Origin of the sequence: Streptomyces sp. NPDC057963, from assembly GCF_042887155.1 — a bacterium.
Taxonomy (GTDB): Bacteria; Actinomycetota; Actinomycetes; order Streptomycetales; family Streptomycetaceae; genus Streptomyces.
The window spans coordinates 203,115-220,003 of sequence record NZ_JBHVPX010000012.1; the positions used below are offsets into that span (position 1 = coordinate 203,115).

The 16,889-nt window shown below is 69.3% G+C and carries 17 protein-coding genes; 12 read left to right on the forward strand and 5 right to left on the reverse strand.

From position 1 onward, the window contains the following. Positions 1 to 104: 104 nt before the first annotated feature. The 5 genes from ACFVT1_RS27030 to ACFVT1_RS27050 are packed head-to-tail and all read left to right on the forward strand — an operon-like array spanning position 105 to position 3,355. On the forward strand, positions 105 to 908 hold the full coding sequence (locus tag ACFVT1_RS27030) for a hypothetical protein (protein ID WP_389800005.1): 804 nt from the start codon (positions 105 to 107) through the stop codon (positions 906 to 908). Beyond that, on the forward strand, positions 905 to 1,186 hold the full coding sequence (locus ACFVT1_RS27035; protein ID WP_389800007.1) for a hypothetical protein: 282 nt from the start codon (positions 905 to 907) through the stop codon (positions 1,184 to 1,186). Before ACFVT1_RS27030 ends, ACFVT1_RS27035 begins: the two co-directional genes overlap by 4 nt. Beyond that, the gene (locus tag ACFVT1_RS27040) at positions 1,186 to 1,926 is read left to right on the forward strand and encodes a hypothetical protein (RefSeq protein WP_389800008.1); all 741 of its coding nucleotides are present in this window, start codon (positions 1,186 to 1,188) and stop codon (positions 1,924 to 1,926) included. Before ACFVT1_RS27035 ends, ACFVT1_RS27040 begins: the two co-directional genes overlap by 1 nt. Further along, the gene (locus ACFVT1_RS27045; RefSeq protein ID WP_389800010.1) at positions 1,923 to 2,231 is read left to right on the forward strand and encodes a helix-turn-helix transcriptional regulator; all 309 of its coding nucleotides are present in this window, start codon (positions 1,923 to 1,925) and stop codon (positions 2,229 to 2,231) included. The genes ACFVT1_RS27040 and ACFVT1_RS27045 overlap by 4 nt, the downstream gene beginning before the upstream one ends. After that, a complete protein-coding gene (locus ACFVT1_RS27050) occupies positions 2,228 to 3,355 on the forward strand; it encodes a hypothetical protein (RefSeq protein WP_389800012.1) in 1,128 nt (375 codons plus the stop codon). The genes ACFVT1_RS27045 and ACFVT1_RS27050 overlap by 4 nt, the downstream gene beginning before the upstream one ends. 389 nt (positions 3,356 to 3,744) lie before the next feature. Here the strand turns inward: ACFVT1_RS27050 and ACFVT1_RS27055 are convergent, their stop codons facing one another. Further along, complete coding sequence (locus ACFVT1_RS27055; protein WP_389800014.1) at positions 3,745 to 4,329, reverse strand: peptidase inhibitor family I36 protein; 585 nt, start codon at positions 4,327 to 4,329, stop codon at positions 3,745 to 3,747. A gap of 296 nt (positions 4,330 to 4,625) precedes the next feature. Between ACFVT1_RS27055 and ACFVT1_RS27060 the strand changes: the two genes are divergently transcribed. The 3 genes from ACFVT1_RS27060 to ACFVT1_RS27070 all read left to right on the forward strand — a co-directional run bounded on the left by ACFVT1_RS27060 (position 4,626) and on the right by ACFVT1_RS27070 (position 7,482). Then, positions 4,626 to 5,009: a hypothetical protein gene (locus ACFVT1_RS27060; protein ID WP_389800016.1), complete on the forward strand. Its 384-nt coding sequence runs from the start codon at positions 4,626 to 4,628 to the stop codon at positions 5,007 to 5,009. 616 nt (positions 5,010 to 5,625) lie between these two features. After that, the gene (locus ACFVT1_RS27065) at positions 5,626 to 5,829 is read left to right on the forward strand and encodes a cold-shock protein (RefSeq protein WP_361458513.1); all 204 of its coding nucleotides are present in this window, start codon (positions 5,626 to 5,628) and stop codon (positions 5,827 to 5,829) included. Positions 5,830 to 5,997: 168 nt separating this feature from the next. Further along, complete coding sequence (locus tag ACFVT1_RS27070; protein ID WP_389800018.1) at positions 5,998 to 7,482, forward strand: DEAD/DEAH box helicase; 1,485 nt, start codon at positions 5,998 to 6,000, stop codon at positions 7,480 to 7,482. A 1,018-nt stretch (positions 7,483 to 8,500) separates the two neighbouring features. Here ACFVT1_RS27070 and ACFVT1_RS27075 read toward each other — a convergent pair. Next, positions 8,501 to 9,346 carry a class I SAM-dependent methyltransferase gene (locus ACFVT1_RS27075; RefSeq protein ID WP_389800020.1) on the reverse strand — a complete coding sequence of 282 codons (846 nt, stop codon included), beginning with the start codon at positions 9,344 to 9,346 and terminating at the stop codon, positions 8,501 to 8,503. Between the two features lie 121 nt (positions 9,347 to 9,467). Here ACFVT1_RS27075 and ACFVT1_RS27080 point away from each other — a divergent pair, with 121 nt between their 5' ends. From ACFVT1_RS27080 to ACFVT1_RS27090, 3 genes are all read left to right on the forward strand, one after another. Further along, positions 9,468 to 10,082, forward strand: a complete 615-nt coding sequence (locus ACFVT1_RS27080; RefSeq protein ID WP_389800021.1) for a TetR/AcrR family transcriptional regulator — start codon at positions 9,468 to 9,470, stop codon at positions 10,080 to 10,082. A gap of 649 nt (positions 10,083 to 10,731) precedes the next feature. Further along, a complete protein-coding gene (locus ACFVT1_RS27085; protein WP_389800023.1) occupies positions 10,732 to 12,975 on the forward strand; it encodes a serine/threonine-protein kinase in 2,244 nt (747 codons plus the stop codon). A 296-nt stretch (positions 12,976 to 13,271) separates the two neighbouring features. Continuing rightward, positions 13,272 to 13,817, forward strand: coding sequence for a hypothetical protein (locus tag ACFVT1_RS27090; protein WP_389800025.1), 546 nt, complete (start codon positions 13,272 to 13,274; stop codon positions 13,815 to 13,817). Positions 13,818 to 13,888: 71 nt separating this feature from the next. On the opposite strand, the gene ACFVT1_RS27095 is transcribed toward ACFVT1_RS27090, so the two are convergent. After that, positions 13,889 to 14,854 (reverse strand): helix-turn-helix domain-containing protein, encoded by a 966-nt coding sequence (locus tag ACFVT1_RS27095; protein ID WP_389800026.1) that lies wholly within the window; start codon positions 14,852 to 14,854, stop codon positions 13,889 to 13,891. Between the two features lie 222 nt (positions 14,855 to 15,076). Here ACFVT1_RS27095 and ACFVT1_RS27100 point away from each other — a divergent pair, with 222 nt between their 5' ends. Further along, positions 15,077 to 15,493, forward strand: a complete 417-nt coding sequence (locus tag ACFVT1_RS27100) for a hypothetical protein (protein ID WP_389800028.1) — start codon at positions 15,077 to 15,079, stop codon at positions 15,491 to 15,493. A gap of 235 nt (positions 15,494 to 15,728) precedes the next feature. On the opposite strand, the gene ACFVT1_RS27105 is transcribed toward ACFVT1_RS27100, so the two are convergent. Both ACFVT1_RS27105 and ACFVT1_RS27110 read right to left on the reverse strand, forming a co-directional pair. Continuing rightward, positions 15,729 to 16,232 (reverse strand): transposase, encoded by a 504-nt coding sequence (locus ACFVT1_RS27105; RefSeq protein WP_389800030.1) that lies wholly within the window; start codon positions 16,230 to 16,232, stop codon positions 15,729 to 15,731. A gap of 58 nt (positions 16,233 to 16,290) precedes the next feature. Next, positions 16,291 to 16,728 carry a glutaredoxin domain-containing protein gene (locus tag ACFVT1_RS27110; RefSeq protein WP_389800032.1) on the reverse strand — a complete coding sequence of 146 codons (438 nt, stop codon included), beginning with the start codon at positions 16,726 to 16,728 and terminating at the stop codon, positions 16,291 to 16,293. Positions 16,729 to 16,889: the final 161 nt, after the last annotated feature.

Consider the following 16,889-nt stretch of genomic DNA (forward strand, 5'->3'; position numbering starts at 1 on the left):
CGGCCACGAAGCCGCATTAATGCGACTTTGTTGGCGTCTCCTCCCCTTTCTCGGACAGTTGGCGTGCACCGCACCCAACACCTCCCGAAAGGACGCGAGTTGTAGTGAACGAACTGAGTCTTCCTCGGCGGCTGCACGACGTGCCGCACCGCCGGCTGTGCCTGGCCGCAGATGTGGAGCAGTACAGCCGCCTCGACACCCGGGCCCAGTCGGCCGTCCAGACCGACCTGGTCCGAATGCTGGACGAGGCGGCATTGCTGACCGGGCTCGACCGTGCCGCCTGGGCGCGCCAGCCGCAGGGCGACCTGGAATTTGCCGTTCTCCCGGAGGCCACGGAGGAGGCCTCCGTTCTGGGGCCCTTCGTGCAGCACCTGGCGGTCCGTCTCCGGGACCGCAACACCCGCTTGGCCGTCCCGCGGGTCAGGCTGCGACTGGCCGTGGACACCGGCGTGGTGGCGGACGCCGCCTTGGGCCATGCCGGCCCGGCCCCGGTCGCCGTGGCGCGCTATGTCAACGCTCACCAGCTGCGGGCCGTGCTGGCCGCCCTCACTGTGGCGGATCTCGCCGTCATCGTGTCGGACCGGCTGTACCAGGACGTCGTGCGGTCCGGAGGGCCCGGTCTCGACCCGGCCCAATACGTGCGGGCCCACGTGCAGGTGAAGGGATTCGGCGGTTACGGCTGGATTCGCGTGCCGGGCCACACGCCGGACGAGGTGCGGTCCTCCATGGCTGAGGCGCCGGAGCCATTGCCCTCGCCGGAGGGCCGTGCCCCGAGCCGGACGACCCTGTCCCAGCACGTCCATCAGGGTGCCGCCGTCGGCGGGGACGTCCACGGAGGCCTTACCGTCGGCCTGCCCCTGCCCCTGCCCCTGCCCCTGCCTCCTCCGCCGACCGGGCCCGCGAGGTGACGGCCCCCTACAAGGCATCGCACTGGCGCAAGCGGAGCGACGGCCAGCGGGCGGACTACGGGGTGAACGTCGGCCACGCCGTCTACGGCGGCATTCACTTCCACCCGCCGGCCTCGCAAGCGGCCTCGTCCAGAGGCCGGCGTGGGAGCGCGCCCCTGGCCCGCATGACACGCCACGCGGCCGTCCGGTCGGCCCTGACCGACCTCGCACACGCCTGCGGACGAGCCGCCGCAGCTCTGTCGTACCTCCGGCCCGACGAGGCCGGAAAGGAGGAGTGATGACATCGACTGGACCCGGGGGCGTCTTCGCCCGGATCGACAAGGGCGTCCTGGGACTGCCGGGCTGCCCGCGCCCGTCCCTTGAGGTGAGCGTCGGCTCCCGTACGGTCCTGCTCTCCCCGGAGGAGAGCAGGACGACCCTCTACGGACCACGACGGGACACGGCGCTGGGCGCGGCGGTCTGGCGACAGGCCGTCACCGAGGCACGGCGGGAGCCCCGGAACGGTGAAGGCGCCGGACGGCTGCTGGTCGTCTGGCTGGCCCTTCCCGGGCTGTACCGGAACCTGCACCGGATCCTGCGCCTGTGGCGGGTCGACCGGGCCGACCTTGAGGCGGAGGCCGTCCTGGCCGTGCTCGCCGCTCTCGATGCGACGGACCCGGACGGCCCGGACACTGGCGGCCGCCTGGTCAAGGAGGCAGTGAACCGGATGTGGGCCTACGCGAAGCGCGTCACGCGGGAGATCCCCGTCATCGACATCGGTGCCTTCGCCGAAGCGCGCAACACCACCGTCCCGCCGGAGGAGCAGCCACGCCCGGCCGAGGGCTGGGAACTGCACATCACGCCCCCTCCTCGCCACGAAGGATTGCACACCACGCTCCGCTTCGCCGAGCCGCGCCCCCGGCGGGGCGGTCCGCGAGCCGACACCCGTCTGCCCGACCTGGTGTTCCGGGCCCGCCGCCACGAGGAGGCCGACCTCATCGGCACACTGGCTCTGAGTCCTACCGGGGCCCGGCGGTGAGCCCGCGGTCCGGCCCGCCGCTCGGCTTCGCGGAGGCTCTCGATCTGCCCCTGAGCGTCGACCTGCGCACGGCCGCCCGCGCCTTCGGTATCTGCCCCGCGACGGCGTACAAGCTGATCCACCTCGGGGCCTTCCCCTGCCCCGTGCTGCGTCTCGGAAGGCGCTTCCGCATCCCCACCGCCTACCTGCTGCGCGCTCTCGGCATCGAGGAACTGCCGGTCTACGCCGTCCCCTTGGAGAGCGAGGCCGGGGCCGAGGCCCGGCCCGACAACACCCACCCTCATACAACGGAGGCATCCGCATGATCACGTCACAGACGCTCCGACAGGATTCCGGACAGTCCCTGCGATGCTTCGTCGTCGGCCCCATCGGCGACCCGCACGCCGCACAAGGCAGCCCCGAGCAGGAGGCGTACGAGCACCACCTCGGCATCTTCGAGCAGGTGATTGCCCCCGCCTGCGAGAAGTACGCCATTACCGCCCTGCGCGCCGACGGCATCGCGCACGCCGGTGACATCAACGAGCAGATCTGCCGGCATGTCGTCGAGTCCGACCTGGTGGTCGCGGATGTCAGCGGCGGCAATCCCAACGTGATGTACGAGCTGGGGCTGCGGCACATCACCGGCAAGCCGACGATCCACATCGGGGAGGCCGGGCAGCTGCCCTTCGACATCGCGTCGATCCGGACGATCCGCTACCAGCGGAGGCGCAGCCATCTGGCCGCCGCGCGCCGGGAGATCGAGAGCGCCCTGGAGGCCGGGCTCCGGGACGGCTTCGAACTCCTCACGCCGGCACGGGTGCTGCGCGGGTTCCAGACCGGCGACGGACCGGCGTCCGTCGCGGACGACGGGAACGGGGAGGACGAGGACTCGCCCGGTCTGCTCGACGACTTCGCCGTGATCGAGGACGGGTTGGACGAGATGACCGCTGACATGGAGGCGATCACGAAGACGATCGAGACGATCGGAGTGCTGACCGAGCAGTCCGGCACCGAGATCCTCGAACTCACCCGGGCGAACGCGCCTATGAGCGCCCGGCTCGCGGCTGTGGCCCGGTATGCGGAGACAATCAATGCGCCGGGCGGCGAGCTGAACGCGGTCGCGGGGGCGTTCGCAGAGCGGATGGCGACACTGGACAGTGGGGTTCGGGCCGCGCTGGGCCTCATCGAGACGACCCTGCCCGAGGAGCGCGGCGAGGGGGCGGAGGAGTTCCTGGAGCAGCTGATGTCCCTGGACGATGCCGCGCAGGACAGTTTGGCGCAGATCGGCTCCTTCGGCGCATCGGCGGGCGCCCTGGTACGGCTGAGCCGCCATCTCCGCAAGCCGGCGAAGGAGATCTCCGCTGCGGTGAAGCAACTGACCTCCGCCATCACGAGGATGGGGGAGTGGGCGGCCAAGGCCCGCGCGCTGGCGCGCAACGCCACTGAGTGACACTTCCTCGCAGAGACCCGGACCTCTTCTGAGGCCCGGGTCCTGTGCCGTCACGCATGCTGCTCGCACACGCACACGCACTCGCGGGCGCCTGCCATCCGATTGATCTGCGGGTCTCCCGCCCTTCTGCGGCGGAGGCACGCAAGCTTCTTCCTATCCGTCAAACGGTCCCGATGCCGCTTTCGAGCGGTGTCGGGACCGTACGAACGAGGTCGCAGACACCCGCAAGTGCGCATCGGCGCGCGTCAGCCGAGAAGCCCCACCTCGATGGGCCTGGTGTGGGCGAGCGGCTCGTCGCGGGTGGTGGAGGGCGAGCCCGTAGAGGTGAGGGTGTCGCTCATGGGCCAGGACACTCCCGGCCGACGGTCGAACGGGCTTCACCCAGGGCTCTACAGCAGCTTCACCGAGCTGGCCTGGTCGTTCATCGCGTCGCCGACATACGGCGTGGAGCCGTGGTACTCCTGGCTCGTGCCGTTGTAGTAGATGTCCGAGTACAGCGCGATCCAGCAGTTGTTCGCCGGGAGCACGGAGCTGGTCCGGTCGTTGAAGCCATCGAGTTCGTCATAGCCGTAGTCCCACTGCCCGTCGTTCTTGCACGGTTCGGGGATCGAGAGTGTGTAGGTCCCGCCGCCGTAGTTCCAGTCGTTGTAGAGGATGGCACCCACCATGGAGTCCTCGGTGTTGGCGGCGACGTTTGTGTTGTGCGATCTGGCGGGAGCGTTGAGCTCGGCTGCGAACGCCTTGTCCTTCGCGGCCTTCTCCGGCGTCGTGGGGGCATCGGTGACCCGGCCGCTGGTCGCGACGGCGATCGCCTCGCGGAAGGTGCCGTAGCACGTGGTCTTGTGCGTGGCGAGGTTGGCGACGCAGTGGGCGCCGGTCCTGCTCTGAGGAGTCGCGGTGGCGGTGGCGGTGGTACCCGCGATCGCCAGGGTCGCTGAAGCGATCACGATCGCTGCGCGTCGTGCAGAGGACATGGGAATCTCCTGAGAACGGTCAACTGTTTCTGGCGGCCGTGTTGCCTGATGGCCGCGATCAGTTCACTGGTCGCGCGTCTGTGAACGGTAAATGATCCATAAACGAAGTAGTGTGATGTGTCGCTTGTATGCAGGTAGTTGCGTCACTTTCCCGTCACTACGGCGAAAGCCCAGCCGCACCCTTGCATCGGGGGGTAAGGCGGGGCTTGAGCACCTCAGCAGGCGGACGCGCAGCGATCCGTGCGGCTGCTGATGCCGCCCGTCCAGGAACTCCCCCGCTGTTCGTTCGCGACCTCGTGGCCATCAGGCAAGAGCGGCAACCCGCCCTGTTCTCCAACTCGTACGAGCAGAGCCACAACTGCGTGCGGGCGGGAATCCGCAGCTGGTCCGACGGGGATTCGCGCCGCCTGCTGATCCTGCTCGACGAGTGCGACGAGTCATTCGAGGCGGACGCCCCTCGGTTCGACCACACCGAGAAGCTGAAAGGCCTCGGATCCGATGTCAAGGACCGGGCCAAGTTGCCTTCGCCGGTCTGCACTCCGTGTGGCGCTCTTCCGAACAGGGGTGCGGCGCGGAGCGACGGGACCTCCGTACACGGTGTGGGCGCCGGCGTCGAAGCCGTGGAGCCGGAGGCCGTCCTCAGAACGGGCATCTCGGCAGCAAGTAGGGACACCGAGTAGGGGCACACTGAGTCTGGGCCCACCCTTACGACGTGATTGCCAACGTTCTCGTGTGCCAAGCCCCTCACCACGGCCCGGTAGTTCGACCGAGCGACGTCGAACTGCGCGAGGAGGGGGGATGCCTGGTGGCGGGAGGGCTGCGAGCAGCTCGACACCGAGTAATTCCGGGCGACACCGAGTAATTCCGGGCCTGTCTTTTACGGAAATAAATCGAGATGATCCCGGTCGAGAGGTACGTTTGACTTTCCTCTGGAAAAGAAAGACTCGTGGAGGTCAGGTGTCCGTCGCTGGAGAGGGCGAGTTCTCATTGGTCGCCCTTTGGGTAATCTGAAAATTCGCCTTCCGCGTGTACTCGAGTTGACGCCGGCCGACATATTGATCCGGTGTTGCCGCGAAGTTGAGGCTTTACGACACGGGTGAAAGTGGTTCGGATGCCTCTGTCGTGCTAGAATTATATGTAGTTGCAGTTGTGGTTCCCGAAACTTCAAGTGCCTTGGCGGCTGTATGTCGTCGGGCATTTTCTGTATCTCCGGTGCTTATCCGGATGGGGTTCATTGTGGCAACGCAGGGGTTCACACGGCGTGGGCCCGCGGGCACTGCCCCAAGGAGATGTGACATGGCTACTGGCACCGTCAAGTGGTTCAACTCGGAAAAGGGCTTCGGCTTCATAGAGCAGGACGGCGGCGGCCCGGATGTCTTTGCCCACTACTCGAACATCGCCACGCAGGGCTTCCGTGAGCTTCAGGAAGGCCAGAAGGTGAATTTCGACGTCGTGCAGGGTCAGAAGGGTCCGCAGGCGGAGAACATCACTCCCGCCTGACGCCGAAGCGTATGGGATGGCTGGGGCCCCGCCTTGCGTTGGGGCCCGGCTTTCTTTTTTCTGCATTCCAGTGGATTTTTTATTCTCATATTCGGCTCGTTCTTGCAATTCATCCGGCTCATCCTGTCGGGGATTCCTCGATGCGCGCCCTGCCGAGGAAGGTTCTCCATGAGCCGTTCAGCTCGCACGAACGACCGTTTCCGCCCGCAGGACCAGAGGCGCCCTGGCGCCAGTCCAGGCGATACCGGGCGCCGCTCCTCCGCACCACAGGGGGAGTTCGCGCTGCCGGTCACCGTCACCCCGGCCCTCCCCGCAGCCGCGACCTTCGGTGAACTGGACATGCCAGTCGAATTGCTGAAGATGCTTACAAGCCTCGGCCTGAACGAGCCGTTCCCGATCCAGGCCGCCACGTTGCCGAACTCCCTCGCAGGGCGTGACGTCCTGGGCCGCGGGCGCACCGGATCGGGCAAGACGCTCGCCTTCGGTCTGGCGCTTCTCGTGCGGACGGCCGGGCAGCGCGCCGAGCCGCGGAAGCCGCTGGCCCTGATCCTCGTCCCCACGCGCGAGCTGGCCCAGCAGGTCACCGATGCGCTCGCCCCGTACGCCCGGTTGCTGAAGCTGCGGCTGGCCACTGTGGTCGGCGGCATGTCGATCGGCAGGCAGGCCGACGCACTGCGTGCCGGGGTCGAGGTGGTCGTTGCGACTCCTGGCCGCCTCGTGGATCTCATCGAGCGCAAGGACTGCCGCCTGGACCGGGTGAAGATCACCGTCCTGGACGAGGCCGACCAGATGGCGGACATGGGCTTCATGCCGCAGGTCACCGAATTGCTGGACCAGGTACGTCCCGACGGCCAGCGCATGCTGTTCTCGGCCACGCTGGACCGCAACATCGACCTACTTGTCCGTCGTCACCTCCACGACCCGGTGGTCCATTCGGTCGACCCGTCGGCGGGTGCGGTCACCACGATGGAGCATCACGTGCTGCAGGTGCACGGCGCCGACAAGTACGCCGCCGCCACCGAGATCGCTGCCCGCGACGGGCGCGTGATCATGTTCCTGGACACCAAGCATGCTGTCGACCAGTTCACCAAGCACCTGCTGAGCAGCGGCGTGAAGGCCGCGGCGCTGCACGGTGGCAAGCCGCAGCCCCAACGCACCCACACCCTGGCACAGTTCAAGACCGGCGACGTCACGGCGCTCGTGGCCACCAACGTCGCGGCTCGGGGCATCCACATCGACGACCTCGATCTCGTCGTCAACGTCGACCCGCCCGAAGACCACAAGGACTACCTGCACCGCGGCGGCCGTACAGCCCGCGCCGGCGCGTCCGGCATCGTCGTCACGCTGGTCCTCCCCGGCCAGCGCCGGGACATGGCCCGTCTCATGTCCGACGCGGGCATCAGGCCGCAGATCACGCAGGTCCGCTCCGGCGAGGCCGAGCTGAGCCGCATCACTGGCGCCCAGGCTCCCTCCGGTGTCCCCGTCGGCGGCAGCGGGCCGGTCGCGGAGCGCCCGAAGCGCGGCGGCGCCCCCTTCCGCGGTCTGGGCACCCGCCCGGGGCGGGCCGGCGGCGGTGGCGATTCTCGCCGGTCCGCTGAGGCCCGCCAGATTGCCGAGGCCCGGAAGGCCGCCCGGGTCCGTCGCGGCGCATAGCCAAGGGCTGTCCCGTAGTCCCCGGCGGGCGTGCGGTCGAGTTCCGCCGGCCCCACCCACGCGTTCGGTTCCGACGGTGAATTCCAGTGCCCGGTCGTCTCCGGCGAGTTCGGCGAGGAAGGCGAGAGTGCCATGGTGTTGGCCTCCGCCTGCAGGCGAAGCGAGTTGATGCTCGGCGCGGTCCCAGGATGCCGCCGGTGGTCGCCGGGAGCGCGCTGGCGCTGGGCGGCGGCATGTCGCTCTGGCTCGCACCGGCCACCCCACTGCCTGCCGTGCTCACGATCCTCGGGCACCGCCGCGCTCGCAGCGGCATTGTTCGAGGGGGCGGATCGGGGCAGGGACCGAACGACCCCTGTCGGCCGCCGGTAATCGGGAGAGCGGCACGCCCTCCACCAGGACCACCGCGTACCAGGACACCCGCACCCGACGCTGTGAACCTCAGCGGGTTCCGACCCAACGGGCGATCGAGACAACTGACATTCCGTCAAGTCTCTTGTGGAAACTGTCGAACAGAGGCTCAGCGGGCCATCCGGGTTCGGTCGACTCCCTTGGGAATGAGCGGTCCTTGGGCAGGCCGGGGTGCGGCTTCTCACGGGCTCCGTCGAGGTGCTCGCTCACGGGGTCCTCAAGCAGGCCGGCCATGTATACCCGGGGGTATATTCGCCGACCTGGGCTTCTCCCGGGAGAACCTGTCGTAGGTTTTCAACGCCTACGTCGTCGCCTTCGGGGGCTGCACAGCGTCCATCAGCAGGGTGAGGGCAGACGGGGCGATCAGCGCGGCGCCCACGCCCTGCAGGGCCCGCCGTCTTTCTCGGTGCCGCGGCCCTCGCGGTGACCGGCGCCCTCGCCGCCCTGCTGACCCTGCGCACCGCACCCGCCGCCGAGAGTGCGGGCAGCGGCGACCAGCCGGGAAAGGCCGCAGCCTGAAAAGGGGCCACTGTTCTCCGGCGACTGCGGCCGGGCCTGCGCCCGCTGCCGAGGGCGGGTGTCCGCCCCGGCAGCGGACGCCGCCCCTCGGTCACCCGGGCCTGCGGGCAGTGACCAACAGGGCGGAGCTGCGCAGTTGGAGTGTTCCTGTCCGCTCGTGGGGTCGCAGGAGGTCGACGAGCCTCTGCCGGGCGCGATCCCGGACATCCTCCCCGGCCTGGCTCATCAGGTGCCGGCCGGGGCCGGAGTCCAACAGGAAGGCGGCGGCGTCGGCGGCGTCCCGGCCCCATGTCCCGTACGCCTCGACAGGTGCGGCGCCGATGGCCTCGTACCCGGCGCGGGACAGTATGTCGCGCACGGTCGCCGGGTCCGCCAGCGAGAACATGCCGGGGCCACCCGGGGCACCCAGACCGCCGACGGGCAGGATGTCTCGCAGCCCCTGGATGGCCTGCAGCCACTCGGTCCGGCCGGGCTCCGCAGGGCAGACGAAGGCGATGCGGCCACCGGGGCGCAGAGCCCGCCCGATGTTGGTGAAGGCGGCGACGGGATCGTCGAAGAACATCACCCCGAAGCGGCTGATCGCGACATCGAAGGTGCCGGGACCGAACGGATGGACCTGGACGTCCGCCTGCTCGAACGTCACATTGCCGAGCGTCTCGCACCGCGCGGACTCCCGTGCACGGGCGAGCATCGGGGCAGACAGGTCCAGGCCCGACGCCCGGCCGCCACTCGCCCGCCGTGCGGCAAGACGGGTGGTGCACCCCGCCCCGCAGCCGATGTCGAGGACGCGGTCCCGTTCAGTGATCGCCGCAGCGGTAATGAGCGGTTCGTCGAATCCTTCGTTCACGCCGTCCCAGCGGTCCTGGTTGTCGGCCCAGTAGGTCCCCTCGTAACCGTTCCATGCCTTTTCCTGGTCCCTGTTGGCAATGCGTCGCATGTGGTGTTGCTCCCCGATGGATGCAGGCGCCCGGAGACGTTTGGACAACTAGTATGGGCGGGCGCCCATACAAGGTATGGGCAATCGCCCATACTGTAAACACGTCGAGAGGGAGGGACCCATGTCACCGCGTGGTGTGACGACTCCGGACGTCCGTGAGCGGCTGTTCGCCGCCGCGGAGCGGGTGCTGGAGCGTGAGGGGCCGGGAGCCTTGACGAGCAGAGCGGTCACCGGTGAGGCCGGCTGCGCGAAAGGCCTTCTGCACGCGCACTTCTCCGGACTCGACCAGTTCGTCGCGGAGTTGGTCCTGGACCGTTTCGCGCGAGTGGCCCGGCACGCCGAAGAGCTCCGGGAGCGGGTGGGGCGGGGCACCGTCGCGGAGAACCTTCTCGGTATCGCTCTCGCGCTCCTGGCCTCGGCCGGCCCCACCGTCGCCGGCCTGGCGCTCACCCGCCCTGCGGCGTCCGTGCGGATCCGCGAGGCCCTGGAGGGCGGTGCGCCGGGCTTCGACACGGTCCAGGACGCGATCGCCGACTACCTGGACGCGGAACGGCGGGGCGGTCGGATCGCGGTACGGGCCGACACCGCCTCCGCGGCCCTCGCCCTGGTCGGGACCCTCCACCACCTGCTCATGACCGGCGGACACGACGGACGGAACGCGCAGGAGCAGGTCGGGCGACTGGTGGCCCTGCTCGAAACCGCCCTCCGGCGCGGGCCCGACGAGGTCGCCGGGTGAGCCGGTGCGAGGAACGGGAGGCGCCGCGGACCCGTTCCCGCGACGGCACCCCCGCCCGGCTCGGCTCCAGGAAGGCCCGAGTGAGTCCTGCGCCGAGCGTGGAGGCAAGGGCTGCGGCACGGGCCGCGGCCAACCGACGGGCCTGGGCGGGCAGGCCCTGGAGTGCGGCGAGGTGGGCGGCGAGGTCCGGTGTCCCGACCTCTCTGTCGAGAAAATAGGAAATATGGGAGCGTGGGCAGGTGAGCGGGGCGACGGCTGAAACCCCGCAGTACTGCTTTGACGGGCCGGAAGACGCACCGATCCTGTTTTCGGGGCCCTCTCTTGGTACTTCACAGCACATGTCGTCACGACCGTCCAAGGCGTCCAGCCCGTCCATGAGCGGTGCTTGATGTCCAGTTCAGGGCGCCTTTGTCCAAGAGAGTGCGCACACGTGGTGAGAGATCTGTGAGAACTGCGTGAAAGCGTGTGAGGCAAGGAAGGTCCGCCACGTCCTGGCGGGGCTTCGTCGTGTGCGGCACGGGAGCAGCCCTGGGCTCCCTGTTCGTCACCCGCTTTGCTCTGCCGTACTGCCCTGCGGCTAGTTTGTGTGCAGGACAGGTACGCAGGCCCGTGGCGGCAGAGGTGCACGGGGGACGGGAGGTCGGGAAGAGTGTCGCTGCGCGGAGGTGATCCAGCCGAGATCGGCGGTTATCCGCTTGAGGCGCGGCTCGGCTCGGGTGGCATGGGCACGGTCTTTCTGGCCCGTACGAGCTCGGGGCGACCTGTCGCGATCAAACTGATCCACCAGCAGTTCGCGGGGGACGACGAGTTCCGCATCCGTTTCCGGCAGGAGGTGGCGGCGGCGAGGCGGGTGAGTGGTGCGTTCACCGCCGCCGTGGTCGACGCTGCCCCTGAGGCCGAGCAGCCGTGGATGGCGACGACCTATATCGAGGGGCACACGCTCGCTCAGCGCATCGCGGCGGAAGGCCCGCTGAACGGAGCGGAGCTGAGGAGGCTCGCCATCGGGCTGGCGGAGGCGCTGCGCGACATCCACCGCGTGGGGGTCGTCCACCGTGACCTGAAGCCCTCGAACGTCGTGCTCTCGCCCGAGGGTCCGCGCGTCATCGACTTCGGCATTTCGCGCGCCGTGGACCAGCAGACGCTGACGATGACAGGGCGGGTCATCGGTACGCCGCCCTTCATGTCGCCGGAGCAGTTGCAGGCGCCGCGTGGTGTGGGGCCGCGGTCCGACGTCTTCTCGCTGGGAACGCTGCTGGTGTACGCAGCGACGGGCCACGGGCCCTTCGACGCGGACAGCCCATACCTGACGGCATATCAGGTGGTGCACGAGGAGCCGTCGCTGGGTGCCGTGCCGGCGGCCTTGCGCGCGGTCGTCGAGTCGTGCCTGGCCAAGGAGCCCGAGGGACGCCCTTCGGCGGACGAACTCCTCGTGCTGCTGCGGGACCTGCCGGCCGACCTCGGCGGGACCGCCGCGAACGGGGTTGGTGCGGGCCGCACTCGCGACATGATCACTCAGCATCACTTCGCGATGAGGGACACCCCGGCGCCGGCTGCCCAGGCGACCGCTCCGGCCGGTCCTGATACAGGGAGCACGGGCACCCCCATCGGCCGCCGTCTGCATCGCCGATGGCGTCCCGTGCTCGCGGCCGCGGTCGCGGTGGCAGCGATCGGCGGAGGAGTCACCGTGCTGAAGGCGGGCGGCTTCGGGGGGAACAGCGGCGGCAACAAGGGCAACAGCGTCGCGGCGCCGGGTGCCGCACTTCCGGACGGCTTCGGGCCGTGGCGCACGACTGTGCAGGGCGGTCGTGAGGACATCCCCGACGAGCTGCGTTGCGTCGCGCGCGGCGACGCGCTGTTCTGCGGGGGCGGCGGTGTTGTCGCGACCCGTATCAGGGCCTCGGACGGCTCGCGGGCGTGGACGGCGAAGAGTCCGGGCGTCCCCGTTCAGGGCATGCACCTGGTGGGCGCCACCGACGACACGGTGCTCGGTTACCGCTTCGCCGCCCAGGACGCCCCGCAGGACCCTCCCAGTGAGGTGGTGGCCGTCGACGCGCACGATGGCCGGGAGCTGTGGTCCGTACCGTCCGGCGCCCAGTCGAGGGCCGTCACGGGGCGGACCCAGGACGCCATCGTGGTCGGCTCCGCCGTTGTGACGGTCGACGCCTCCAACTCCCGCTTCGAGGCCCGGGACGCGCACACCGGTACGGTCACCTGGAAGACGCCGTTCCCCGCGGGCACACAGTGCGCTCCCGTCCCGGTGGGCCCGCAGTTCTTCGCGATGTGCGCGACGGATGCGGAGGTGGATGCCTCAGAGGTGCGCCACCCCACTCTGTACACGGTCGACCGCGCCTCGGGGACACTGGGCAGGCCCATCGCGGTCAACGGCCCCGCCGTGCCGATGGGCGTCGCCAACGGCAGGCTCGTACTCTTTCAGGAGCACACGGAGGGAACGGCACTGGCCGGCTACGACGGGGTGGCACGGGTCCACCCGGCCTCGCGGAAGGTCACGTACTCCCGGCTGGCCAAGACATACTCGGGGACGCCCGGCATGGCGGACGGCACCCTCTACGTGAGCACGCAGATCGGTCTCGTCACGGCGCTCGACCCCGCGACCGGCCGGGAGAAGTGGTCCCGGCAGACGGGCGTGGAGGGAGCGTCGGGTCCGGCGGCGGGAGCCGACGCGCTGTATTTCAGCTCGGCCACCGGCCGGGTGGTCGCGCTGTCGCCGTACGGTGGCAAACCCCTGTGGACAACAGATCCGCAGGCCGATGGTTTGACGGGCGAGCAGGGCGCAAGCCCGCGCGTGACCGTCGCGGGGCGTGCAGTGATCGTGGCCGCGGCCAAGAACACTCTCTTCGCCTTCGACGCGCAGAAGCCGCCGAAGTCGGGCTGACCCCGGCGGAACCGGCCGTCGGCTGCCTTCCTTGCCGCGCGGACACTTCAGCGGCTCACTCGGTCGGCTACGCAGCGGGGTCGCGTCTTGTGCGAGTGCGCCACGCCCGTACCGCTTGTGGTGCCAGCGCCGCATCAGGCGATGTCCGCCCCGTTGCTGATCGAACTTCGTTGCCGGTCTGGGCAGCGAGTTCTTCGGTCATGAAGACGCGGCTGGTGCCGGGCGGATCGCAGGGGACCTGTCCCAGGCGCTTCCAGCCTTGTTTCCGATAGAAGCCGGGTGTCTGGAAAGTGATCGTGCAGAGCACGGCCGCGCGGCAGCCGCGAGCGCGAGCCCCGTCCTCGGCCTGCCGAAGGATCTCCCCGACCGGCCCGCTGCCGCGCAGCTCGGGCGGCAGGAAGAAGAGGTCGACGAAGAACAGTCAGCGGACCGCTCGACCGCGTTCGCTGTCGGCCTCCGGCCGTCAGCAGGCACTGGCCCGTGCACGGCTGTGTTACGACCACCTGGCCGGAGCCGTCGCGCTGGCGATCACCGACGCGATGGTCGGGCGCGGCCTGCTGGAGTGGGGGCCCGAGCCGGGGCTGACCAGCGGGGGCGCGGCCTGGCCGGCCGAGGTGGGTATCACGGTGCCGAGTGGCTCGCGCCGCCCGCTGGTGCGTGCGTGCCTGGACTGGACCGAGCGCCGCCCCCACCTGGCGGGCGCGGTGGGTGCCGCCCTGTGCAGCCACGCCCTCACCGCCGGCTGGGTCACGCGGATCGGCACGACCCGCGCGTTCGCCGTGACCGCCACCGGCGGCCGGGCATGGCACGACCACCTCGGCCTGCCGCCGGCTGATCTCTGATCCTTGGGCAGCCGTCGGAAACGCACTCGCCGGCGGACACACGACGCTCACGGGACGTCGCCCGCGGGCGGCTACTGTCCGAGCAGTGTGTCGCCCTCCGCACTGCGCCGGTAGCGGACGACATGCCGGTCACGTTCACGCAGCACCAGGCCGGAGCGGTGCAGCACCCCCAGGTGGTACGAGACGGTGGCAGGGGCCAGATCGTTCCGTGCCGCCAGCTCACCGGTGGACCGTGCGGTGTCCAGGTCGCTCAGAAGGGCGGCCCGGCTCTGTCCGAGCAGCCTCCCCACCGCAGAGGTGCGGGGGCGGTCGAGCACGGAGCCAAGGCCGGCTGCCGGGTAGAGCAGGACGAAGTCGCCGGTGGCTTCCAGCTGCACGCCGACATCCGAGCCGTGCGTTGTGGGCGTCAGTACCAACTCCTTGTCGGTCAGTTGGATCGTTTCCTCGTAGGCACCCTTGTGCACGTTGAGCCGGCAGCCCGACCAACCGGCATGCGGATGCAGCGTGTCGAGGAGATGCCCGATCCCGAGCCCGGCCATCGCGCGGGAACGCGCGGCGATGTCCGCTTCGAGGGCAGCACGCATCCCGGTCCACTCGTCGGCGACGACGTCCTTCCAGAACTGCCGCATGCCGTTGGCGGCCCGTCGGCCGAACTCTCCCGCCTCAAGCGCCGACCGCAGCGGCGCGGGCATCCGGCCGTTGCCGAACCGCACTGTGGCGACCTGGTGGGCGGCTGCCTCCTGAGACGTCGCGTCCATCATGGCCAACTGCTCGGCGAACGTGCGTCCCGAAGGCCCGAAGGATGGCTTCGGTGTGAGCAGGTCCGGCATATAAGTGAGCCCGTTCGCCCCGTCGGGCTGGCATTGCGCGATCAGAGCGACGTCAGGGTTGCGCAGCGCCCACCGCGCCGCAGCCCCCAGATCGCCCAAGACCGGATGACGGCGCCCCGCCGCCGCGAGCCGCAGCCACATCACCGCCTCGTACGCGGGAGACGGTGAGAACCGGGCCTTGCTCAGACTCGCCGCGTCAATATGCACAGATATCACACCTGCGGATCGTAGGCGTGCATGCCTCATTCGAAGCAGTTCGAATCATTAACAGGCTTGCTCTGAACGGTAGTTGTCTTAATGCAAGGCGCCCGTGCACGGCGGGCGCACGGACCTTTCGGCCGAGACCGCTCGAGCCGTCCGACGAAGCAGGGGAACTCAGTGACGCGTTTGCAGCAATTTTCCGTGATCCTGGCCGGCGGTGTCCTGGCGATGGCTGCCACAGCCATCCCCGCGCATGCCTCTGACCAGTGGCACCAGATTCCCAACCGCACAGGCCTGCCGTACCACCAGTCGACCGGCTACATGTACGACTCGGGCAACCAGGTCGAAGGATGGGGCCGCGTCGACTGGAGCGGAACCAAGGTCGAGGTACACGCCGGAGCCAAACTTCTGGCGGGAAGCCAGGGGGAGTGCGCCGTCACCGTCATCGACTACGACGTCCAGATCAACGGCACATGGAAGAACGACTCCCGATCTCCCGCCATCGACTGCAGCCCCAACGAAAGCCAGGTCATCTCTCCCTACTACAGCTCGAACTACCCGGTGAAGAACGTGACGTTCCGAACCTGCATCGGCGACGCCACCGGATGGGTCAACACCAGGCTCTGCTCGGCATGGTCCTGGTAGCGGTCCGGCAGGCCGGCTGAGTGGGTCGATCCCACCCGGCAGGTACGAGGCCCACACGCCTGAGGAGAGGCCCACCACCGTCGGCTGTTCGGCGCCGCGCTCGGCCTTCGGGGAGCGCGGCGCCGCAGGACGAGGAGCAGCACTGTCGAACCCCGTCCCGAGCCCGCGGTACGACCCGGTACCTCGTCGAACAGTCGCGCTGATTCCCAGGTCGGCGGCGACTTGACGGATGAACTCAGGAGTTACCGGCGCGTACGGAGGCCGTGGTCAGGGTGGTCTTCAGCTCGCGGTAGCCGTGCTCGATGCGCCACCGCCACTCGAAACGCGAGGTCATCGCCGTTCTGGAGCCCTTGCGCCGGGTGACGCTCACGGCCTTGTCGCGTCCTGCGGCCAGGACGTGTTCGCACAGGCTCACCGGCCGGTTGCGGTAGCGGGGCGGTGGCCTGGAGCCGAGCCCGCCACAGGCCGGCCGATGAGGCTCAGCGCTTTCGGCGTGCGTGGTCATCTCGCCCTTGGCCTGCAGCGCGTAGGCCGGTCCCCGGTCCTCCAGGCCGTGGCGGAAGTCGGCGTTCGCTCCGTAACCGGCATCCGCGACCAGTAGCGAGCCGCAGACCGAGTGTGGCGAAGTGCCGTAGCTGTCGTCGCACGCCCGCCAGGGACCAACGGGACAGCCCTTGGCTCGTCTCTGGACCTCCGTCCGTGCCGTACAGCGCAGCCAGAGGGCCTCGGACCGCGTCAATCCGGCTGACGGCTTTCGGGGATCTGCGGGCGCCCTGGCGAGACGGCATCGCTGCCGATCACGTGGAGGGAGAAAGCTGTTCGCGCACCCATTCGGGATCCGGGTTGACATGGGACCGGCCCGCCACGACGACAGTCGGCACGGTCTCGTTGCCCTCGTTGGCCGCCCTGACCACTGCCGCTCCATCCGGGTCACGCCAGATGTCGACCCAATGCAACTGGCGGGCGCTACGGCCCAACCGGATACGCAGTCGCAGGCAGTACTTGCAGCCCGACCGCCAGAAGACGACCGGCCGGCCGTCGACCGCGCTGCGGCGTTGTGCCTCCAGCGCGCCGATCGACCTCGGAAAGATCAGAGGTGAGTTCACGCCTGCGAGCAGCACGAACACCAGCAGGATTGCTGCGGCTTCCCCAGGGCTTCCCCGGAAGATCAGCCCGGTCGCAACGACTGAGCCGCAGAGCACAAGCAGCATCGGCACATTCCACGCGCGCATCATGATGACGCAGGCTATCGATGAGTCGGGATACTCCTCGAACCAGGGGGCTCAGCCGGACGATCGCATCGATCACCTCGCGGTGGTCCCGTCACCGAGACGGCGCCGTCCCGCCACCCGACCGGAAGTCCCGCCATCCGCCCGGAAGTCCCGCCACCCGCCCG

Bases quoted from the DNA above. Each gene is read 5' to 3' on its own strand.
- ACFVT1_RS27055 (WP_389800014.1), bottom strand. From the start codon at position 4,329: ATGTCCTCTGCACGACGCGCAGCGATCGTGATCGCTTCAGCGACCCTG.
- ACFVT1_RS27050 (WP_389800012.1), top strand. From the start codon at position 2,228: ATGATCACGTCACAGACGCTCCGACAGGATTCCGGACAGTCCCTGCGA.
- ACFVT1_RS27080 (WP_389800021.1), top strand. From the start codon at position 9,468: ATGTCACCGCGTGGTGTGACGACTCCGGACGTCCGTGAGCGGCTGTTC.
- ACFVT1_RS27110 (WP_389800032.1), bottom strand. From the start codon at position 16,728: ATGATGCGCGCGTGGAATGTGCCGATGCTGCTTGTGCTCTGCGGCTCA.
- ACFVT1_RS27070 (WP_389800018.1), top strand. From the start codon at position 5,998: ATGAGCCGTTCAGCTCGCACGAACGACCGTTTCCGCCCGCAGGACCAG.
- ACFVT1_RS27100 (WP_389800028.1), top strand. From the start codon at position 15,077: ATGGCTGCCACAGCCATCCCCGCGCATGCCTCTGACCAGTGGCACCAG.
- ACFVT1_RS27065 (WP_361458513.1), top strand. From the start codon at position 5,626: ATGGCTACTGGCACCGTCAAGTGGTTCAACTCGGAAAAGGGCTTCGGC.
- ACFVT1_RS27075 (WP_389800020.1), bottom strand. From the start codon at position 9,346: ATGCGACGCATTGCCAACAGGGACCAGGAAAAGGCATGGAACGGTTAC.
- ACFVT1_RS27040 (WP_389800008.1), top strand. From the start codon at position 1,186: ATGACATCGACTGGACCCGGGGGCGTCTTCGCCCGGATCGACAAGGGC.